Source organism: Streptomyces sp. NPDC088254, from assembly GCF_044740925.1.
Classification (GTDB): domain Bacteria; phylum Actinomycetota; class Actinomycetes; order Streptomycetales; family Streptomycetaceae; genus Streptomyces.
The window spans coordinates 382,513-401,113 of sequence record NZ_JBIURQ010000011.1 but is presented as its reverse complement, the minus strand read 5'-3'; the positions used below and the strand labels follow the sequence as shown (position 1 = coordinate 401,113).

General features: G+C 68.3%; 14 protein-coding genes and 1 pseudogene. 6 read left to right on the top strand and 9 right to left on the bottom strand.

The window, feature by feature from the left end:
- Positions 1-9: 9 nt before the first annotated feature.
- The 8 genes from ACIOC0_RS30920 to ACIOC0_RS30885 form a co-directional block, all read right to left on the bottom strand.
- The gene (locus tag ACIOC0_RS30920; protein ID WP_402159035.1) at positions 10-1,254 is read right to left on the bottom strand and encodes a lanthionine synthetase C family protein; all 1,245 of its coding nucleotides are present in this window, start codon (positions 1,252-1,254) and stop codon (positions 10-12) included.
- Positions 1,251-4,151: a lantibiotic dehydratase gene (locus ACIOC0_RS30915; protein WP_402159034.1), complete on the bottom strand. Its 2,901-nt coding sequence runs from the start codon at positions 4,149-4,151 to the stop codon at positions 1,251-1,253. Before ACIOC0_RS30915 ends, ACIOC0_RS30920 begins: the two co-directional genes overlap by 4 nt.
- A 76-nt stretch (positions 4,152-4,227) precedes the next feature.
- Positions 4,228-4,410, bottom strand: coding sequence for an FxLD family lanthipeptide (locus ACIOC0_RS30910; RefSeq protein ID WP_402159033.1), 183 nt, complete (start codon positions 4,408-4,410; stop codon positions 4,228-4,230).
- A 65-nt stretch (positions 4,411-4,475) separates the two neighbouring features.
- A complete protein-coding gene (fxlM, locus tag ACIOC0_RS30905; protein ID WP_402159032.1) occupies positions 4,476-5,681 on the bottom strand; it encodes a methyltransferase, FxLD system in 1,206 nt (401 codons plus the stop codon).
- Positions 5,682-5,787: 106 nt separating this feature from the next.
- Positions 5,788-7,149, bottom strand: a complete 1,362-nt coding sequence (locus ACIOC0_RS30900) for a glutamine synthetase family protein (RefSeq protein ID WP_402159031.1) — start codon at positions 7,147-7,149, stop codon at positions 5,788-5,790.
- On the bottom strand, positions 7,149-8,660 hold the full coding sequence (locus tag ACIOC0_RS30895) for an amino acid permease (protein ID WP_402159030.1): 1,512 nt from the start codon (positions 8,658-8,660) through the stop codon (positions 7,149-7,151). Before ACIOC0_RS30895 ends, ACIOC0_RS30900 begins: the two co-directional genes overlap by 1 nt.
- A gap of 73 nt (positions 8,661-8,733) precedes the next feature.
- Positions 8,734-9,717 carry a hypothetical protein gene (locus ACIOC0_RS30890; RefSeq protein WP_402159029.1) on the bottom strand — a complete coding sequence of 328 codons (984 nt, stop codon included), beginning with the start codon at positions 9,715-9,717 and terminating at the stop codon, positions 8,734-8,736.
- 164 nt (positions 9,718-9,881) lie between these two features.
- Positions 9,882-10,433 carry an ATP-binding protein gene (locus tag ACIOC0_RS30885; protein ID WP_402159028.1) on the bottom strand — a complete coding sequence of 184 codons (552 nt, stop codon included), beginning with the start codon at positions 10,431-10,433 and terminating at the stop codon, positions 9,882-9,884.
- Between the two features lie 225 nt (positions 10,434-10,658).
- Between ACIOC0_RS30885 and ACIOC0_RS30880 the strand changes: the two genes are divergently transcribed.
- Positions 10,659-12,023: a hypothetical protein gene (locus tag ACIOC0_RS30880; RefSeq protein ID WP_402159027.1), complete on the top strand. Its 1,365-nt coding sequence runs from the start codon at positions 10,659-10,661 to the stop codon at positions 12,021-12,023.
- Between the two features lie 10 nt (positions 12,024-12,033).
- A complete protein-coding gene (locus ACIOC0_RS30875; RefSeq protein ID WP_402159026.1) occupies positions 12,034-12,579 on the top strand; it encodes a GNAT family N-acetyltransferase in 546 nt (181 codons plus the stop codon).
- 137 nt (positions 12,580-12,716) lie between these two features.
- Here ACIOC0_RS30875 and ACIOC0_RS30870 read toward each other — a convergent pair.
- Positions 12,717-12,809, bottom strand: a pseudogene (locus ACIOC0_RS30870) (pyridoxamine 5'-phosphate oxidase family protein); the annotation flags it as partial.
- An 899-nt stretch (positions 12,810-13,708) separates the two neighbouring features.
- Between ACIOC0_RS30870 and ACIOC0_RS30865 the strand changes: the two are divergent.
- The 4 genes from ACIOC0_RS30865 (at position 13,709) to ACIOC0_RS30850 (ending at position 18,557) form a co-directional block, all read left to right on the top strand.
- The gene (locus tag ACIOC0_RS30865) at positions 13,709-14,842 is read left to right on the top strand and encodes a LacI family DNA-binding transcriptional regulator (protein ID WP_402159025.1); all 1,134 of its coding nucleotides are present in this window, start codon (positions 13,709-13,711) and stop codon (positions 14,840-14,842) included.
- Positions 14,843-15,196: 354 nt separating this feature from the next.
- A complete protein-coding gene (locus ACIOC0_RS30860; protein ID WP_402159024.1) occupies positions 15,197-16,588 on the top strand; it encodes an ABC transporter substrate-binding protein in 1,392 nt (463 codons plus the stop codon).
- A gap of 86 nt (positions 16,589-16,674) precedes the next feature.
- Positions 16,675-17,613 (top strand): carbohydrate ABC transporter permease, encoded by a 939-nt coding sequence (locus tag ACIOC0_RS30855; protein ID WP_402159023.1) that lies wholly within the window; start codon positions 16,675-16,677, stop codon positions 17,611-17,613.
- Entirely contained in the window at positions 17,610-18,557 is a 948-nt protein-coding gene (locus ACIOC0_RS30850) for a carbohydrate ABC transporter permease (RefSeq protein ID WP_402159022.1), read from the top strand. Before ACIOC0_RS30855 ends, ACIOC0_RS30850 begins: the two co-directional genes overlap by 4 nt.
- The last annotated feature ends 44 nt before the right edge of the window (positions 18,558-18,601 follow it).

Sequence of the window (18,601 nt, the reverse complement as noted above, 5' to 3'; positions counted from 1 at the left end):
CCAGGGTCTTCACGCCAGGGCGAGGAAGGCGTCCCAATGCGGTGGGGGCGCGCTGTCCGTGGCAAGGGTGTGCAGGGCGAGGGCCGCTCCGGTGACGCCGTCGAGGAGTTCGGGGTCGTGGGTCCTCTGGTCGATCGCAATGATCAGACGGTGGGCCAGAGTCGGCAGCTCCGAAGCGATCTCGGTGTTGCGCGTCTCGGTGGCCATCCGCCACGCCGTGTGCAACAGGCCGGCCATGCCGTGGCACAGCCCGACCTCGGGGAGCTTGTTCAGCTGCAGCGGGTCGCGCAGGGCCGCGAGCATTGCGTTCTCGGCGGCCTGCACCCGGGCGGGGTCTCGAAGAGCGAGTCCAGCCAACTGCTGGGCCCGGGCAGTGCCGCTGACTCCGTAGCACCAGGATGGTCGCGGGCGAAGAGTTGGCTGGATGTGGTTGTCAGTTGTCTGCTGCCTCGAGATGTAGCCCGGCCACCAAGGGGCACTCTCGTCGCCTTGGCGCCATTGGTCGGTCCAGGCGCAGATCCGTTCGAGCGCATCGACCGTGCCGGGCACGCCCAGGTCGCGTAGCAGGGACAGGGATAGCACGGAGAGGGCGGAGCCGATGCCGTGGGCGAGTCCGAAGTTGCCGTGCCCGCCGGGGAAGTCGATGTGGGGTGAGCCGGTGGGGGCGACGTTCATCCACCACGGCGGCAATCCGTCCGGGTCGGGTACGGCCTCGGTCAGGCGTGCGAGGTAGGACAGGACATCGCGGGTGATCTCGTGGTGGGGGTGGCGGCTGAGGTGATAGGCACCCAGCCCTGACAGGCCAGTGATCAGGTCGAATTCCTCCATGGGAGGCCGCTCGGCGCGGTCGATGCGCTCGTGGGCCTCGGCGAGGCGGTTCCGGGTGACGGTGATGGTCGCTGTGTCCAGCAGTTCCAGGACTCGTAGGTACTGGCCGGATGCGCTGGCCGCGCGGTGTGTGATGTACGCGAGGGCGGGAGCGCCGAAGTACAGGCTCGCGTTGGCAGCTGCGCTGACCTCGCCGCGCACTGCTGTGGCCAGCCAGGTGTGCGCGGTGTCCCAGTCGGCGTGACCGGTGCGGGCCCGTTCAATGTGCAGGAGCGCGATGCCCGAGGCTCCGTCGGCGAGCGACTGTGGCAAGGCGCGAGCTCCGTCGGGCCGGTCGCCGGACCACACGGCTCTGGGGTCGGTCAGTGCGTGGGCCACCTGGTCGGCAGCCGACAGCGCGGCGAGGGCGGAGGCTGCCGTGGTCACGATGTCCTCCTTGCTCGTGCCGTCCAACTCAAGGCGGCGGCTCTGGCCAGGTGCAGGTGGACGCGTTCCTCGGGTAGTCCCGGCCCGCACACCCGGACGTGGTGGAGGTGCAGCAAGTCCGGCAGAACATCCTGGGGGTGTGTGGCCGTCACCTGGAGCGTGCGGCCGTAGGCAGCGAGGGACAGGCGGCGCGCCGACCAGGCCGTCGTGATGCGCTCGTCCAGGCACTCAGGGGCAGCGTTCACGAGGTCGACGGCTTGGCGGTAGACGGCGCGAGGCGGCGCTGTCCGGTTGGTCTGTGTCCGCTTGATGAGCCAGTGCATCGCGTCAGCGCCCTCGCCGAGCAGACCGGTGACGATGTCGACCATGCTCGCGGCGGTGATCGCGCGGGCATCGGGGGCGTCCCTGCCGCCCTGAACGGCGAGTTGGGCCAAGGCGGCGGCGGAGTCGGCGGCGAAGTACTCCTCGGCAGCATCGATAGCGGCAATACCGCCGAACCGAGCGGTCTCCGGATGGTAAGTCTCTACGCCGAAATGCGTGATCAGACCGCTCTGCCGAAGCTGCTGAGCCCACTGCCCGATGTGCTCGATGGCAGAACCGAGGGTGCCGGGAGCACAGGTCAGACGAACGCGCAGGTGATGCTGGGGGTCCGGGTAGCGGACGAACCACCAGCGGGGGGAGCCCAGTTGTTTCAGAAGGGGCAGCAGGTGCCGGGTCAGGAGCGAGTTCTGCCGATCTCGGGGTCCATGTAACTGAAGATAGATGTGATTGCCGCAACCGGGCAGGTGGCCGTGCTCGCGGCCGACGACGTGACTGGTTGCCTTGACCGGGGTGACGTTCTGTTCTGCGATCAGAGGGATGACGACTTCGTGGGCGCGGCCGCCCGTCCAGCCCAAGTCTGTCGGCTGCGGCGCGGGGCGTAGCGTCACCGTGCCGTCGCGGTCCAAGTGGGCGCGCAGCAGGGCCCGGTGTGAAGGCTCCTTGAGGTCCAGGGCCATGCACTGGTCGGCCTCGCTCAAGTACACCCGTTCTGGCAGATGCATGTCCTGGCGCCACTGGGCCAGGGCCTCGTCCCACTGTGGCCACGGTGTCGGCGCGGCGGGGAGGTCGCCGCCTGCGAGGAGCCAGCGGGCCGGGGACAGGACTGTGCGCCCGTAGCGCAACGCCGGCAGGAACGGCAGGTGAGAGGCGGCAGCGCCCCAGATGAAGCCGCTGCACGGGACGGCCAGTGCGACGGGTGCCTCTGTCAGGAACCGGGCCAGCGGATGAGTGTGATGCCTCAGCTCTACGGCGTTCAGCAGCAGCGTGTGTACTGGCCGTCGGCGGGAGCGTGAGAGCAGGTGCAGCCGTTCGACGTCGGCGGTCACGGCCAGGTCCGCGAGGGGGATGAGGCGGGTGTCCGAGCCGTGGTAGTCACCGAGTGTGATTGCCAGTTCGGTCACCTGCGGGGCACGTGCGACGTTCTCGGCGGGTGCGGACAGTGGGGTAGAGCTGATCTGCGCGAGGAGCGCGCCCCGGTGCACTCCGGGCAGCCTGGCGTACACCTCGGTCATGCGGCGGCGGTCGTCGTCGTGCAGCAACGCAAGGAAGCGACCGGTGGTCGTTCCGGCCGAGCGCGCCACCCCGGTGACGTGCAGGGTGAACTCGCCCTTCCGCAGTGCCGGAACGCTCGCGGCGTCGATTCGGACGGTCACCTCGGTGCTCGGCTGGACACAGTGGTCCGGATCAGTGGTTGCCAGCTCCTCGAGCGCGGCATCGTCGAGCTCGACTTCGAGGAGACGCTGCCTCGCGGCGGTGTGGGCGAGCTTGATGAGCCGGCTGTCACGGTCGGGCTGAGGGAACGAGATCGGCGCAGTGGGGGAACCGATGTAGCCGGACGGGTACCCGAGCGCCTCGACTGCGTCCACGACGGGGACAACCGCCTTCGGCCCGTACCGCTCAAGAAAACGGCTGTGCCACTCGGCCCATCCGGCCAGCGCCGGGCGGGGTGCGAGACGGGTGAGTGCCCTGGCTGCCGCTGCCGCTTCCTGTGCCACCGTCTCCGGGATGACCAGGTCCCAGTCCAGCCGCAGGTCGACCACGGTCTTGGGCACCTCGCGTAACTGCTGCGCCCCATCTGGCGCGAGGTGCCGCGAGTGGGGGAGGAGGGTGGCGAGCGGGTCGGTGGTCGTCATCGCCGGGCGGAGGCTGGTGATCAGGAACCGTTGCCTGACCAGGCCCGCGAGCAGCTTCTCGATCATCGTGTGCGACGCGGTCGGGAAACAGGCTGAGAGCTTTGCGGTGAGGTGGCTCCACGAGATCGGAGTCCGCGCCTCGTTCAACGCTGTGCAGACCGGTTCGGTCATGCGTATCTGCACGTGGTCGCGGGCGCCGTCGCGTCCGCGTGGACGGTGCTCGATCACCACATATCCGTCTCGCGCGACGACGAGACTGGACGTGAGCAGCATCAGATGAGGCCGTACCCCGCTGTGCAGCTCGAAACGGTCGATCAGGGCCGCAGCCTGTGCTGCGTCGGGTCTGGTGGATACCTGATGCTCGGTGCCCACCCGCAGCGTGGGAGCGGCACCGATGCGCGCGGCCGCAATGCCGGCGAACAGTCCGAACGGTGTCGCGCGCGTACGGGCCCGCAGCAGGTAGCGCATCACCGAGAGCACCGTGCGGCGTGCCATGGTGCCTGAAAACGGTTGACCAGCGCAGATCTGGTCCACTCGATTCGTTAAGTCGGGGCTGGCGGTCTCGACGGCGGTCGCGAAGTCGACGGTCTGCCAGGTCCGTTGCAGCCACGCCCGCCAGGACGCTGTGTTCGCGGACGGTCCGACCAGGTCGGGCCAATCCATCTGATGGGCGGAGCCCAACGCGGCCGCCCGTACCACTGCTGCGTCGACGTAGCGATACACACACCCTCCTTTGGCTGCGCGGTGCCCGGCCGCGCAGTCGGCACGGCCGGGCACCGCGATTACGCGGTTTGTGTCGTTACGGGCAGCTCGTGCACGCGGACGCGCACGTCGAGCCGCAGCCGTCGTTCGTCAGACGGATGAGCTGATCCGCGGCGGGGCCGCCCTCGACGATCGTGATGTCGAGGTCGAAGTCGTCCTGGCCGAACGCCCCCTGAGGGGTGTCCGGCTGAGTAACCGGGCGGTCCATCTGAACGGTCATGCATGCCTCCTTGGCAGTGGGTGATGGTGCAAGAGGCCGAAGCCCGTGATCGGGCCCCGGAGCTTTCAGTGCCAGGACACCGCGACGACGCCGTGTCTCTTGGGCACGCTGTTCTCGGGCAGAGACGAGGAGGCGGGGCCCGGCAGGAACCTGATCGTTGCCGCGCCTCGGCGGCGGTGGTTCTGGGCCCAGCACCGCAGCAACTTCAGGTACTCGTCCGCGAGAGCCTCGCCCTGGGGGCCGTGAGCGACCACCCCGCTCTCGAAGCCTCCGGTGTCCTCGTTCTCACGGCGGGTGCGGTACGCGATGCTGTCCTCGCTGATCAGCGCCGGCACACCCAGCAAAGCCGATGCCTCCACGAGCCCGCTGTCGACGACGTCCTTCGACGCATGCAGCCGAGCAGGGCTCGACAGATTGAGCGAGAGGTACAGCTCCAGCTCGTCGGGCAGATCGTAAGCGGCCCCCGACCAGAACTCCCGCCTGGCCGTGTCAAGGGCGCTGTTCAACGCCTTGGCGTGGAAAGGAACCCGTGCGTCGTCGGTCTGTACGGCAACGCCTTCCCGCAGCAGTGCTTTGCGTTCCTTGGAGGCGCCCTCGCCCTGCATGGGCACGAAGCGGGCCAGACGGTACGAGCGGCTGACCAAGTCCTCGCCGTCGCGGTCGAACGCGATCGAACGGGTCGTGCCCCGCACAGTCAGTGGGACGACCAGCCTGCCCGCTTCGCCGAGCTGACTGATCCACGACGGGGGAATGTCCCACGCGGCCACCGTGACGATGATCCGGTCGTAAGGCGCGCCGCCCGGGACACCGGCCTCGCCGTCCGAGAGGACCGTCTTCACCAGGTCGTAGCCGGCGTGGTCCAGGCACTGGCGGGCACGGTCGACGATGTCACGGTCGATGTCGACCGTGGTGACCATCCCCTCGTTGCCCACGAGCTCCTGGATGAGGGCGGCGTTGTAGCCGCCCGAGCCGATCTCCAGAACCTTCATGCCGGGCGCGATGTCCGCCTGCTCCAGCATCACGGCCTGGAGGTGAGCGGCGGACATGACGCTGATGTCCTGCCCGTGCTCGTCCTTCTTGACCGGCACGGTGCGGTGGAGGTCGTAGGCGACCTCCAAGGGCGCGTCCGGTGCGAACCGATGCCGGGGCACTGAGGCGAAAGCAGCACTGACACGCTCGGAGACGATCGCATCCTGGTCACGAAGCGCGCGGACCATGTCCGCACGCCATACTGCGGGTTCGCGAACAGTCGAGTCATCGTTGGAAGTCATCCGGTTACCTGTTCTCTGGGGTGCTTGCGGTGGTTTAGCCGGGGGCTCGTCGCCAGCGAGGACGCCAACCAGGAGCCGTCGCTGGAAGCGGCTACGCGCCGGTCGCTCAGGCTCGCTCGAACCCTCGTTCCCGCTCGACGTCGGTGACCTGTCTGCGGTGCTCGGCGACCTCGGTATGAGCCGCTATGGCGTAGTGGCGGACCACCCCAGCTCCGAAGAGGCCCTCCGCGAGGTCGCTGCCGTCGAAGTACGCCACTGCTTCGGTCAGATCCCGTCGAACACGGGGTGCCTGCAGGTCTGCGTAAGCGTCGCCCCGGCAGGGATCAGGCGGAGTCAATTCCTCAGTGAGGCCGTGCACGATCGCGGCGAGCGAGGCAGCCAGCGCGAGGTAAGGGTTGGCGTCGGCCCCGGGGAGGCGGATCTCCAGGCGGCTGCCCTCGCCGTGGCCTGTGACGCGGACGGCGCATCCCCGGTTGTCGCGGCCCCAGTTCATGTACTGGGGCGCGAAGGAGTGTGCGGTGGCGTACCGCTTGTAGGAATTGGGATTGGGCGCGTAGAGAGGGGCCAGGTGCGGCATGGCGGAGAGCAGTCCGGCGATGCTGTGCTGCATTGTCTCGGGCAGGTCTTCGCCGGCACCCGTGGTGAAGGCCGGCGAGCCGTCCTTCAAGAGAGACAAGTGGATGTGCAGCCCGCTGCCCACGCCGGTGAACGGTGCGGCCATGAACGTCGCAGTCAGGCCGCGACGTCTGGACAGGTCCCGAACGGTCTGCTTGTAGACCGTGTAGTCGTCGCACGCCGGGAGCGCCGGGCCGTATGGGAAAGTGACCTCCACCTGCCCTGCCGCGCCTTCTGTTTTGGTCGCCTCGACCGGCACGCCGGACTTGGGCAGGACCTCTTCGAGGCACCGGATGAAGTCGCTCAGGGCCGGGGGGTGATCGAGGGCGTAGTCGAGGTTGTGCCGGGCCACAGGCTGACCGCCCTCGCAGAGGACGAACTCGCTCTCCAGCCCAACTCGGGCCTCGAAGCCGAGGGCAGCCAGATGATCGAGCTGGGTGCGAAGGACGTGGCGCGGCGCGATGGGTACGGATGCCCCGTCAGGGTGAACCGCGTCGCCGTGCACGAGGGCCACGCCGGGCTGGTGGGGCAGGATCCGCAGGGTGTCCAGGTCGGCGACCACGCCGATGTCCTGGAAGCCCTTGTCCCAGCCCGTGAGGTCGAAGGCGCCGAGTGGATCCATGCCTACGTTGGTGGCCAGGATGTAGGCGCATGCTTCCGAAGCGGTCAGTCCGTTGGCGATCCGGTCGAGGAAGATCGGGGCGTTGAGGCGCTTGCCCTGAAGACGGCCCAGCATGTCGGGGACTGCCGCCATGACCGTGGTGATGTCCTCGCGTTCCACTGCGGCCTGCAAGTCCTCAAGGGAGACAAGCCCGGCGAGCGAGTCTTCGTGTCCGGTGTGCCGGCTGCCCATCAGACCACGTCCTCAGCGAGGGAGGCGTGGGTCGCGGTGTCACCCAAGGCGGGGATGCGGTAGTTGCGGCGCCCCTGTGTGATCCACAGAAGCCAGGCCAGGGCGAGGACGGTAACCAGGGCGAAGCCGGCGTAGTTGAACGAGGAGGCGGTGACCGGGGATACCTGCGGCAGGCAGAACAGGGCGGTGACGAATCCGACCCAGATGACGGCGGTCCAGCCGACGGGTTTGCTCCACCGGCCGAGGTTCCAAGGCCCGGGCCGGAAGCTGTCTCCGGCTCGCAGCCGCAGGTAGACGGGGATGGCGTAAGCAGGGGTGATCCCGATGACGTTGATCGCGGTGACCGCGGCGTAGGCGGTTGGTGAGTACAACGACGGCGCGGCGAGGACGAGTGCGGCACCCACCGACAGCCACACTGCGGCGACCGGTGTCTTGGTCCGGGTACTGACGCGACGCCAGGTGGCTGCGAAGGGCACCGCCCCGTCGCGGGAGAAAGCGAACACCATGCGGGAGGCGGCGGCGGTCTCGGCATTGCCGCAGAACAGCTGGGCCACGATCACTAGCAGCAGAAGGGTCTTGGCACCGGAAGGCCCGATGACGTCGAGGAAGATCTGAGCAGGCGGCACGCCGGTGACGCTGCTTTGGGTGCCCCCATAGTCCTGGATCGAGGACGTGAGACCGGCCAGCAGGACGAACCCTGCGATCCACGAGATCCAGATCGAGCGGACGATACCTCTTGGCGCCGATACCTGAGCCTGCGTCGTCTCCTCGGAAAGGTGAGAGGAGGCGTCGTAGCCGCAGAAGGTGTACTGCGCCAGCAGCAGTCCGAGCGCGGTCACATACAGCCCGTTGCTGAAGCCGGTGTCGTTGTTGAACTGCGTGAACACGAACTCGGCATTCCGGTGATCGGCCGGAGCCAGGGCCAGGGTGCCGACGATGATCGCGACTCCGGTGAGGTGCCACCACACCGAGAGCGAGTTCAAGACGCTGACCAGGCGGACGCCGGCCACGTTGAGCAGGGCGTGCAGCAACAGGATCCCGGCGAAGATCACAAGCGTCGTCTCGGGCGTCGGCCTGAAGCCCCACTGGAGGTTGGCGAACGCGCCGACGAACGTGGCGGCGCCGTAGTCGATGCCGGCGATGGCGCCCAAAAGCCCGAGCAGGTTGAGCCACCCGGTCACCCAGGCCCAGCGGGGACCGCCGAGCCGGTGCGCCATGTAGTACAGACCGCCGGAGGTCGGGTAGGCGGATGTGACCTCGGCAAGCGACATGCCGAGTAGCAGGACCATCAGCCCTACGACGGCCCAGCCCCACATGATCACGGCCGGCCCGCCGGTGTTCAGGCCGAACCCGTACAGGGTCATGCAACCGGACAGGACGCTGATGACGGAGAAGGAGATCGCGAAGTTGCCGAACGGCCCCATACGACGTGCCAGTACGGTTTGGTAGCCGAGTCCGGCCAGGACAGCGTCGTCGTCGACCAGCCTGTGGGCGGCACTTCTCGGAGACACCGAAGAATCCTCTGGATCGAAGGGGTGAAGGAAGGGAAGGCGCGAGGGTGACCTCGCGGCGGTGCGCGGCTTTTCATCTGATGGACCGCCTCCTCAGGGCGAAGGCGCGCGCCTGCAGGAAGTCGTCCTGCCACCAGCGTGTTTCGCTGACCTGCTGCCAGGGCGCGGGCATGGCGAAGGAGCCGATCGCCTCGAACGCCTCTGCCGCGCCGGGCAGGCCGCAGGCGGTCAGGGTGCAGGCGAGGTAGTTCAGGTCCACCATGGAGCAGGCGGTCCAGTCGGTGATGTGGGCGAACCATCCGTCTCTGGCCAGCTCGACGTAGTACCGCACCTGCTCGTTGGTCCAGTACCCGAGCGTGCTGGCGAGCTGTCCGCTCGCCGTGCGGATCCGGAAGTCCTCGACGTAGGCGTACAGGGGGAGAGTGAGCAAAACCGAACCCGGCTTGGCCTGAGAGGCCACCCATCGCGTGAAATCCACTGCTCCCTGCCCCCGGGCCTGAATGCACTGGAGCATCCGGTGGTACGCCTCCCGGTTCGGCGAGTCCCGCCGGTCCACCTGCCACAGCAGCGGCCACGGCCCGCAGGGCAGCATGGCCTCCGGCGGATTCGCCCAGTGGTCGACGGAGTGCCGGTGCCGGTGGTCGACGTCCAGCTGAGCGAGGGCCAGCATGCACACCCAAGGGACGGGGTCAGCCGGCCAGCGGCGAGCTGCGTCCTCGCACGCGGCGCGGGCGGCGCTGAGGCGGGGGAGCAAACCGTGACCGCGCGTTGTGAGGCGGTGAGCGCTCAGAACCCGGTGAGTCAGGACGCGAGCCCGCATCACCAAGGCGTTGGCGTCGGCGGGCTCCTCAGCGCACCACGCCGTGATGGCTTCGCCCATAGCGGCGCCGGCTGCCAGGACCTGGCTGCGGGACGTGCGCAGCGCCCAGGTGTGGGTGTTGGCGAGCAGGGACTTGGTGGAGAGCCAGCGGTCGAGCAGGAGGTCTTCGAGAGCGAGACGCAAGTCCTCGTCCTGACCCGCCGGGTGAGGGGTGAGGAACATGCTGTTGCCGGCCATCAGCGTGCCGCCGTGAGTCCGGTGGCAGACGACGACCGGCACAGCGGGGGACCGCCTTGAACGCATAAGAAAGACATCAGAACCTCTGGGGGGTTGGAAGGCCGCCGAGCGACAGCCGGATTCAGACCGTGGGGGAGGTGGGGCGGCTGCGGCCCAACGACCGCTCAGGGAGCGTCGACGGGCGAGGTCGTGGTGCCGATCTCGCCGGGCGGTACTCGGATTCGAATGGTCTTGCCGTTGCCTGACTCGGCGGGGACCCAGCTGACTTCGCCGCCCAGACGCCGCACGAGCCACAATCCCGTTCCGTCACGGCCGGCGAGAGCCCCGTCGAGTCCGCCGTCCCCAGGGTGAGCATCCGTCACGTCAAGGAACAGCACCTCGTCCTGGTCGACGGACAACCTCAGTTCGACCACGCCCGAGCCGACGTGTTGCACGGCGTTGCGCACCACTTCGGTGGCGATCCGCACGGCTGAGTCCTGATCGCCTGACCAGGACATCATGCTGAGCCGCGTCCGGGCGTGCAGACGAGCAAGTCTGGGGACACAGGCCTCCGCACGCCAGCTGCGCTTCCACGACTGCGGACGGACAGGAGTCGGCTCCTTGCCGTCGTTGGGCTCGCGACCCGGTAGTGGCTCGTCCCCCAGGGACGGTGCCGCGACTGTGCTTTCGTCAACCGAGGGAAGGCCGAGAGCGGCGCTCACCTTCTGCGCATTCACGGTGACCTCTGCTTTCCATGATTGTGCTCGCTCGGGCACTCTCTGCCAGGGCTGGTACGAGCGTTGCAACTGCAGCCGGACGGCTCTACCCCCAAGCCGTCCTCGGCCCGCGGCGCCAAGTTGACGGTCGTCCCCGGCTTTTCCTCGGACGTACCTCGAAACCGGTGAGTACGGTCTGTGGGAGGCAGCTGGATGATGACAAAGCTCTAACGTGATGTCAGGGACGTGCTGACGGACGGGATTGGAGGCACCGTGCTGTTCTTCCGGACCGAGCTGGAAAGGCGCGGCATTCGGAGCGCCGACGAGTTCCTTCCGCCGTACAGAAGGGCCGCTGAGCGGCTCGGTCTGGCGAACGTGGACCCTGCCCCCAAGACGTTCGAGGGATGGTTCTACGAGGGGCGCAAGCCTCAGAAGGTCTTTCGTCCGGCCATCGTCGAAATGCTCGGTTACACCATCGATGCCCTGTGGACCGACGTCTCCGAGGGCGGTGCCCCGGACTTCGTTCCTCTGGTCGGCACGTCGCCCATTGCATCCCATGCCGAACCCGGCATGGAACTGAGCGAGATGAAAAGGAGCGGCGCAATGGCCGTTCGACGCGCGAGGAACTACGTCCTGCAGACGGATCGCGACAGGCTGGGAAACAACACGCTGCCGCTGCTTCACGATCAGGTGGCTCGGCTGGTCACCGACTACCCGCGGGTGCCGCTTTCGGCTATCTGGGATGACCTTTTGGACGCCCAAGACCAGGTGATCTTCAGTCTGGAGACCGGGAAGCACCGACCGTCACAGCTCGGTGACCTCAACTTCATGGCCGGCGTGCTGGCATTCCTCGTAGCCAAGGGGTTCAACGACATGGAGGACCGCGAGCAGGCCAGGACGATGAGTCTGCTCGCCGCCGCCTTCGCCAAGGACGCCGAACACCCGGGCCTGACAGCGCTCGTCCACGGCCTGCAATCCCTCGTCGAGTACTGGGCGGACCGGCCCGGTGATGCCCTGTTTTACGCGCAGAAGGGGGCGGCGCTCTCCTCAAGCCTCAACGGCACCGTCGGTCTGTGGCTTCTCGGCCTGCAGTCACGCGCTGCGGCCGCGCTGGGTGACGAGGAGACCGTCCGTTCTGCGAACCGGGAGGCGACCGACCGGCGTGAGAATGTCGTCCTTGACGATCTCGACCAGCTGGGCGGACTCCTCACCTATTCGCAGGAGAAGCAGACGTACTACACCGTCGAGTCCGAGGCACTCCTCGGCCACGGAGATGCGGAACTCGCTCTGCAGGCCGAGCGGGCTGTGCAGGGTTTCAGCGACCGCGAGAACCCCAACTGGGCGTTCGGCGACTTGGCAGGCGCCCAGTGCAACCAGGCCCTCGTTCTCCTGTACAGCGGGGATGTCGACGGTGCCGCTCACGCCATCCGCCCCGTCCTCGACCTCCCGCCCACCTACCGGAACAACGGCATCGTCGTCTCCGCTCAGCGTGTTCGACAGGCGCTCATGTCCACCGGCGCCAACACCGCCGTACTGGCTCGCGACTTGCGAGAGGAGATCGCCGTCTACGCACCGCGGCGACCGGCCCTCCCCTCGGGCTCTCAGCGATAAGGTTCCTGGTATGTACCCGGTCCAACGCTCCAGCCAGCGCCTCAGCCTCCGTGAGCTCACCGGTGACGACGTAGATGGGGTGTACGCCATCTATGGCAGCCGAGAAGCGACAGAGCACCTGTCGTTCGAGCCGCGCACCCGCGAACAGGTCGGCCAGATCATCACCCGATCCATCGCCTCGGCCAACGAGGCGCCGCGCAACGAGTATGCACTCGCCGTCGTCGAGCGGGACACGGATGCACTGATCGGATTCGGCAGGCTAGCCATAGACCCGCACCAGCAGCGCGCGGCCACGTTCGGCTTCGCGCTGCGCCCGGACGCGTGGGGTGTCGGCTACGGCCTGGAAACCGTCCGACTCTTGCTGGGTCTCGGCTTCGAGGAGCTCAACCTGCATCGCGTGTGGGGTGCACGCTCCCCACTCAATCAGGCCTCGGCGAAGACCATGACAGCGGCAGGCATGGTCGAGGAAGGTACGATCCGCGGCCACATTCAGAAGGCCGGCCGATGGCGCGATTCGATCGTGCACTCGATCCTGGAGGACGAGTGGAAGCCGTAGCCTTGGGGTTTCCGACCTCACGGGCCGACTGACATCCAGAGCGTGAGGCCGCCAAGCTGGTTCTCAGGCCGCTTCGTTCGCCGCAGTGGGCTTGGTCGCACCTACGTGGCCCATCGCACGGTGGATGGCGACCTCGACACCCGCGCGATACCCGCACGGGCGTCCACGGTGACTCCGACCGGCACGACGTGTGGGCGGCCATCCGGGCGCAGCGTCGTGAGGGTGCACAAGTGGTACTAGTTCCAGAACTCCCAGTAGTCGCCGTCCTGGTCCTGAATGTTGGCGCACATGGCTCCGAGCGTAGCCGCACGTACGACCTCATGTGGCTGAAAGTGGTTGTGTCCACAAGCGTGCATTCGTCATCCAGGCTTGCGCTCGCGTGAAGTTGGCACTTTAAGTCCGTTTTGCTACACATGAAAAGGTGTCAGATTGGTAACGAAGCTGGTGTTTCTCGGTGTATTGTCGTAGTGCACTGATCGCAAGAACTGCCAGCTCGCCTATAGGTGTGCCTCATTCAGCCTGGTTTGTGTAATTGTCGGCGCTCGAGCTCGAGGGATGCTTTCCGGCCACCTCGTGTGGCAAGGCCGTCCTGGGGCATCCTCTACGAGCTCCGCAAGGCATGAGGCAGCCGGATAGGGCACGTAGGTGCGTCGGTCGGGGTCGATCATGGCCGGCGAGTACCGTCACTCCCTTCGTTCTGCTGGAGTACTAGGCGCCACGGAGCCCGAGGGTGACGTACCCGCTGGGTGCCCTGATCCGGTGGTCACGCGGGCCGGGCGGGAGCCATACGAAGACGCCGATCGTGAGGCGGGGCCGCGTTTCAGCGCGCCGGGTCCCGCCTGAAGAGGCTGTGGAACGGCGCCCCGTGCGGGCGGGCGGCCGCCGCGGTGAGCGAATGCTCGTCTTGCCCTGCGGATGCGCGGGGTCAGTGGGCGCAGAAGCCCGACGACCGGCTCGAAGACCCCAACGCTTCTGCCGCCGTCATCGGCCAGCTTGCTCCGGGCCCGGATCCGCACCGGGTTACGAATTCGTGTCGGACACTTGACGACTGCCTTCTGACTGCGTAGACATGACAGCGCAGTCAGACAGTCCCAGGACCGTCATCGGTCACGAGGTATCCGGAGTCACCATGAGGCGAGGCGCAGGGCGGGGCGGGAGTTCCGCTGCACCGCGCAGTGTGGACGTGGCCCGGCTGGCCGGCGTCTCGCAGAAGACGGTCTCCCGGGTCTACAACGACGAGCCGTACGTCTCCGCGGAGGTGCGCCGCCGGGTACTGGAGGCCGGTGAGGAACTCGGCTACCGGCTGAACAACGCGGCCCGCGCACTGGCCTCCGGACGCACCCGCTCCATCGGTGTGGTGACGCTGGGAACCGCCCTGTACGGCCCCGCCTCCCTGATCATGGGGGTCGAGCGCGCCGTACGGGACACCGGCTACGCCCTCCGCGTGGTCAACACCCTGGAAGGCGACCCGACAGGCGTCGCCGGCGCCGTCGACTCGCTCCTCGAGCAGGGTGTGGACGGCATCATCATCTCCGAGCCGATCGACGACGGACAGGGCGAGAACCTCACCGCCCGCGGCGACGTGCCGGTGCTCGTCCTAGGTTCGCCCGCCCTGTCCACGCCCAGGACGCTCGCCGCCGGCGTCGGCGCCGATCTGATGGCGCGCGCGGCGACCGAGCACCTGCTGGAGCTGGGGCACGAGACCGTCCACCACCTCGCCGGTCCTCAGCGTTGGTACGCCGCCCGGGACCGGCTGGAGGGCTGGCGGTCGACGCTCGCCGCGCACGGCCGGCGGATACCGCCCGTCGTGGAGGGCGACTGGTCTGCATCCACTGGCTACACGGCGGGCCGTGAACTGGCCGCCGACGGCGACCTGACCGCAGTGTTCGCCGCCAACGACGACATGGCGATCGGGCTCATTCGGGCGCTGGCGGAAGCCGGCCGACGCGTACCCGAGGACGTCAGCGTCGTGGGCTTCGACGACATCCCCGTCGCCGCCTATGTGACCCCTCCGCTCACCACGATGCGTCAGCCCTTCGACACCGTGGCGCAGGAAGGGCTCAAACGCCTCGTGCACTCCATCGAGAACCCGGACGCGCCCCCCTTGCCGGCCGACGACCCACCGGTCGACCTCGTGGTCCGCGCCTCCACCGCGCCCCCGCCGGCCCGGAAGACCCCGCGCCGCGGCCGATCCGTCGCCCCTTCTCCGAGTGGGGGCCGGCCCGGCCCGCCGCTGGACGGAGGTGCGCCGACGCACGGCTGATCAGCATCGACAGATTCGAGAACCAGCCCCGTCACCCCGGCGGGAGTCGTGAGGCGAGCCGCCCCACCGGTCTCCGAACCCGCCCCATGGCCCCGGCCGCGCCCTCACACGGTGCGGGCCCCGGGCGCTGACCGCCTCACCACCGCGGTTCTCCGCTCCACCCGCGCCCTTCCGTCCACGGGCCTCCCCTCCGCAGCAGGCGGAGCTCCCGTCGGACGGCGTCCGCGAAGACGTGCACCCGAGCCACGCCGGCCTCCGCGTCCCGGCCCTCACGTCCGAGCTTCCTCGTGTCACCACCTCTCCGCGCACGCCCCTGCTCGGCGTGCCGTTCCTCAGCCATCGGCGGGAGTTCCCATGCACCGACCCGACGCCATCCCCAGCCCGTCCCAGATGAGCCGCCGGCTCCTCCTCACCGCCGCCGGAGCGGTCTCGCTGGGCGCCGCACTGACCGCCTGCGGCGGCGGTGGCGGCGAATCCACCGCCTCGTCCTCCAAGCCGGTCAGCCAGGCCGACATCGACAAGGCGATGAAGACGCCGACCGAGCTGACGTTCTGGACCTGGGTGCCGGACATCGACCAAGAGATAGCGCTCTTCGAGAAGAAGTACCCGGCCGTCAAGGTCAAGGTCGTCAACGCCGGCCAGGGCGTGCAGCACTACACGAAGGTGCGCACGGCGATCAAGGCCGGCAGCGGCGCCCCGGACGTCGCGCAGATGGAGTACCAGGCCATCCCCACGTTCACGATCACGGACAGCCTGCTGGACCTGGCCCCCTACGGCGCGGACAAGCTGAAGGACACCTTCGTCGACTGGACCTGGGGACAGGTCAGCGGCCCCAAGGGCGAGATCTGGGCGATCCCGCAGGACACCGGCCCGATGGGCATGCTGTACCGGGCGGACATCTTCGACAAGCACGGCATCGAACCGCCGAAGACCTGGGACGACTTCGCCGCCGCGGCGCGCAAGCTGCACAAGGCCGACCCGGAGGTCTACCTCACCAACCTGGCCGGCAACGAGGCGGCCGCCTGGCACGGCCTGCTCTGGCAGGCGGGGGCCAAGCCATACGCGACGTCCGGCAAGGGCAAGGTATCCATCGACGTCGACGACGCGATCTCCAAGAAGCTCGCCGCCTACTGGGGCGGACTGGCCCAGGAAGGCGTGATCGGCGTCGAGCCCGACTTCACCGACGCCTGGTTCTCCGCGCTCAACAAGGGCAAGTACGCCACCTGGATCACCGCCGCCTGGGGGCCGGTCTTCCTCTCCGGCTCGGCCAAGTCCACCGCCGGCAAGTGGCGGGCGGCCCCGCTGCCGCAGTGGGACGCGTCCAAGCCCAGCTCGGGCAACTGGGGCGGCTCCACCAGCGCCGTCATCAAGCAGACCAAGAACCCGATCGCGGCCGCGGTGTTCGCGCAGTTCCTCAACAGCGACCCGGCCAGCGCGAAGCTGTTCAACACCAAGCAGTCCTTCTTCCCGGCGACCAAGCAGCTGCTCGCCGACCCGGCGTTCACCGCCGACGCCCCCTCCTTCTACGGCGGACAGAAGGTCAACCAGGTGTTCGCCGAGATCGGCAAGACCGTCAGCACCGACTTCCAGTGGCCGCCGTTCCTGGACCAGGCCGTCACCGACTGGACCGAGACCGTGGGCACCGCCCTCACCAGGAAGAAGGACGCGGTCGCCGCACTCGGCGCATGGCAGACGCGCCTGACCACCTACGCCAAGGCCCAGGGCTTCACCGTCAAGACCGCGTGAGGTCCGGCGGGTCCCGTGCCGGCGCCCTCCCACACGGGCACGGGACCCGCCCCCGGCCAGCCCTTCCACCGAGAAAGGCCCGAAAGATGACTGCCACGACCGTGGCCTCCACCGAGGAGCCGCGCCGAGCGGGGCCGAAGCGCCGCCGCCTCGGTGGCCTGCGCCAAGGCGCGGCAGGCCCGCTGTTCGTCGCACCGTTCATGGTGCTGTTTCTGCTGATGTTCCTCGCCCCGCTCGGCTACGCCGCCTACCTCAGCCTCTTCCAGGAGCGGCTCATCGGCGGAACCGCCTTCGTCGGGCTGGACAACTACCTCACCGCCCTGAAGGACCCGCTGCTGCGGGAAGGGGTCCTGCGGGTCGGCGCCTTCTTCCTGATCCAGGTCCCGCTGATGCTCGTGCTGGCCCTGGTCTTCGCCCTCGCCCTCGACAGCGGCCTGCTGCGGCTCGCCCGGGTCATCCGCCTCGGCATCTTCGTCCCCTACGCAGTACCGAGCGTGGTCGCCACCCTCATGTGGGGCTACCTGTACGGACCGGACTTCGGGCCCTTCGCCCAGCTGAGCGAGAGACTCGGGCTGCCGGTCCCGCGCTTCCTCGGCGAGGGATGGATGCTCGGTAGCCTGGCGAACGTCGTCACCTGGGAGTTCGTCGGCTACAACATGATCATCCTTTACGCGGCCCTGCGCACCGTCCCCCAGGAGCTCTACGAGGCCGCAGCGATGGACGGCGCCGGCGCCTGGCGGATCGCCTGGTCCATCAAGCTTCCCGCTCTGCGCCCCGCCCTGCTGCTCACCCTGCTGTTCTCCGTCATCGGCAGCTTCCAGCTCTTCAACGAGCCCAAGCTGCTCCAGCCCATCGCGCCCGATGTCATCGACAACGCCTACACCGCGAACCTGTACGCGTACTCCCTGGCCTTCACCGGTCAGCAGGTCAACTACTCGGCCGCGGTGTCCTTCTTCCTCGGCCTGGTCATCGTGATCTTCTCCTACGCCGTCCTGTTCGTCGCGAACCGCAGGAGGACCTCGTGACCACCGCGACGACCCCTTCCACGTCCCGCCCCGCACCGCCCACCGCCCCGGCCCCCGCACCGCGGGCCCCCCGCCGGCCGCGGCGGGACGCGACCGGGCGCCGCAGCACCCCGCTGACCATCGTCATGCTGGCCGTCCTCGCGTACTTCCTGCTGCCGCTGTTCTGGCTCGCCGTGTCCTCGACGAAGAGCACCCAGGACCTGTTCACCAGCTTCGGCCTGTGGTTCTCGCACGCACCCCAACTGCTCGAGAACATCCGCGAGACCGCCACGCACGACGACGGGGTCTTCCTGCACTGGCTGCTCAACACGGTCCTGTACTCCGTCGGCAGCGCCCTCGGAGCCGCGCTCCTGGCGGCCGCCGCAGGCTACGGCTTCGCCAAGTACCGGTTCCGGGGCGACAACGCGGCCTTCGCCCTGGTTCTCGGCGCCATCATGATCCCCACCACCGCCCTGGCCATCCCCACCTACCTGCTGTTCGCGAAGGTGGACCTGGTCAACACCCCCTGGGCCGTCGTCCTGCCCTCGCTGGTCAGCCCGTTCGGCCTCTACCTGATGCGCATCTACGCCGCGGACGCCATCCCCGACAGCCTCCTGGAGGCCGCGCGCATCGACGGAGCCGGCGAGCTGCGCATCTTCTGCACCATCGCGCTGCGGCTGCTGGCCCCGGGCCTGGTGACGGTCGTGCTGTTCACGCTCGTGGCGACCTGGAACAACTACTTCCTGCCGCTGATCATGCTCAACGACCCGAAGCTGTACCCCGTCACGGTCGGACTCTCCTCCTGGGCGTCCCAGGCCTTCGGCGGCGGGGCCGGCGCCAACAGCAACATGCTCGCGCTCGTGGTGACCGGCTCCCTCCTCTCCGTCATCCCGCTCGTCGTCGCCTTCCTGCTCCTGCAGCGGTACTGGCAGAGCGGTCTGGCGGCCGGCGGCGTCAAGCAGTAGCGCCCCGCCGGCGTCCGCGCCGACGCCCGGACCCACCCCCATCG

Excerpts from the sequence above, each read along its gene's own strand:
- ACIOC0_RS30910 (WP_402159033.1), bottom strand. The coding sequence starts at position 4,410 with ATGACCGTTCAGATGGACCGCCCGGTTACTCAGCCGGACACCCCTCAG.
- fxlM (WP_402159032.1), bottom strand. The coding sequence starts at position 5,681 with ATGACTTCCAACGATGACTCGACTGTTCGCGAACCCGCAGTATGGCGT.
- ACIOC0_RS30900 (WP_402159031.1), bottom strand. The coding sequence starts at position 7,149 with ATGGGCAGCCGGCACACCGGACACGAAGACTCGCTCGCCGGGCTTGTC.
- ACIOC0_RS30890 (WP_402159029.1), bottom strand. The coding sequence starts at position 9,717 with ATGGCCGGCAACAGCATGTTCCTCACCCCTCACCCGGCGGGTCAGGAC.
- ACIOC0_RS30875 (WP_402159026.1), top strand. The coding sequence starts at position 12,034 with ATGTACCCGGTCCAACGCTCCAGCCAGCGCCTCAGCCTCCGTGAGCTC.
- ACIOC0_RS30865 (WP_402159025.1), top strand. The coding sequence starts at position 13,709 with ATGAGGCGAGGCGCAGGGCGGGGCGGGAGTTCCGCTGCACCGCGCAGT.
- ACIOC0_RS30860 (WP_402159024.1), top strand. The coding sequence starts at position 15,197 with ATGCACCGACCCGACGCCATCCCCAGCCCGTCCCAGATGAGCCGCCGG.
- ACIOC0_RS30855 (WP_402159023.1), top strand. The coding sequence starts at position 16,675 with ATGACTGCCACGACCGTGGCCTCCACCGAGGAGCCGCGCCGAGCGGGG.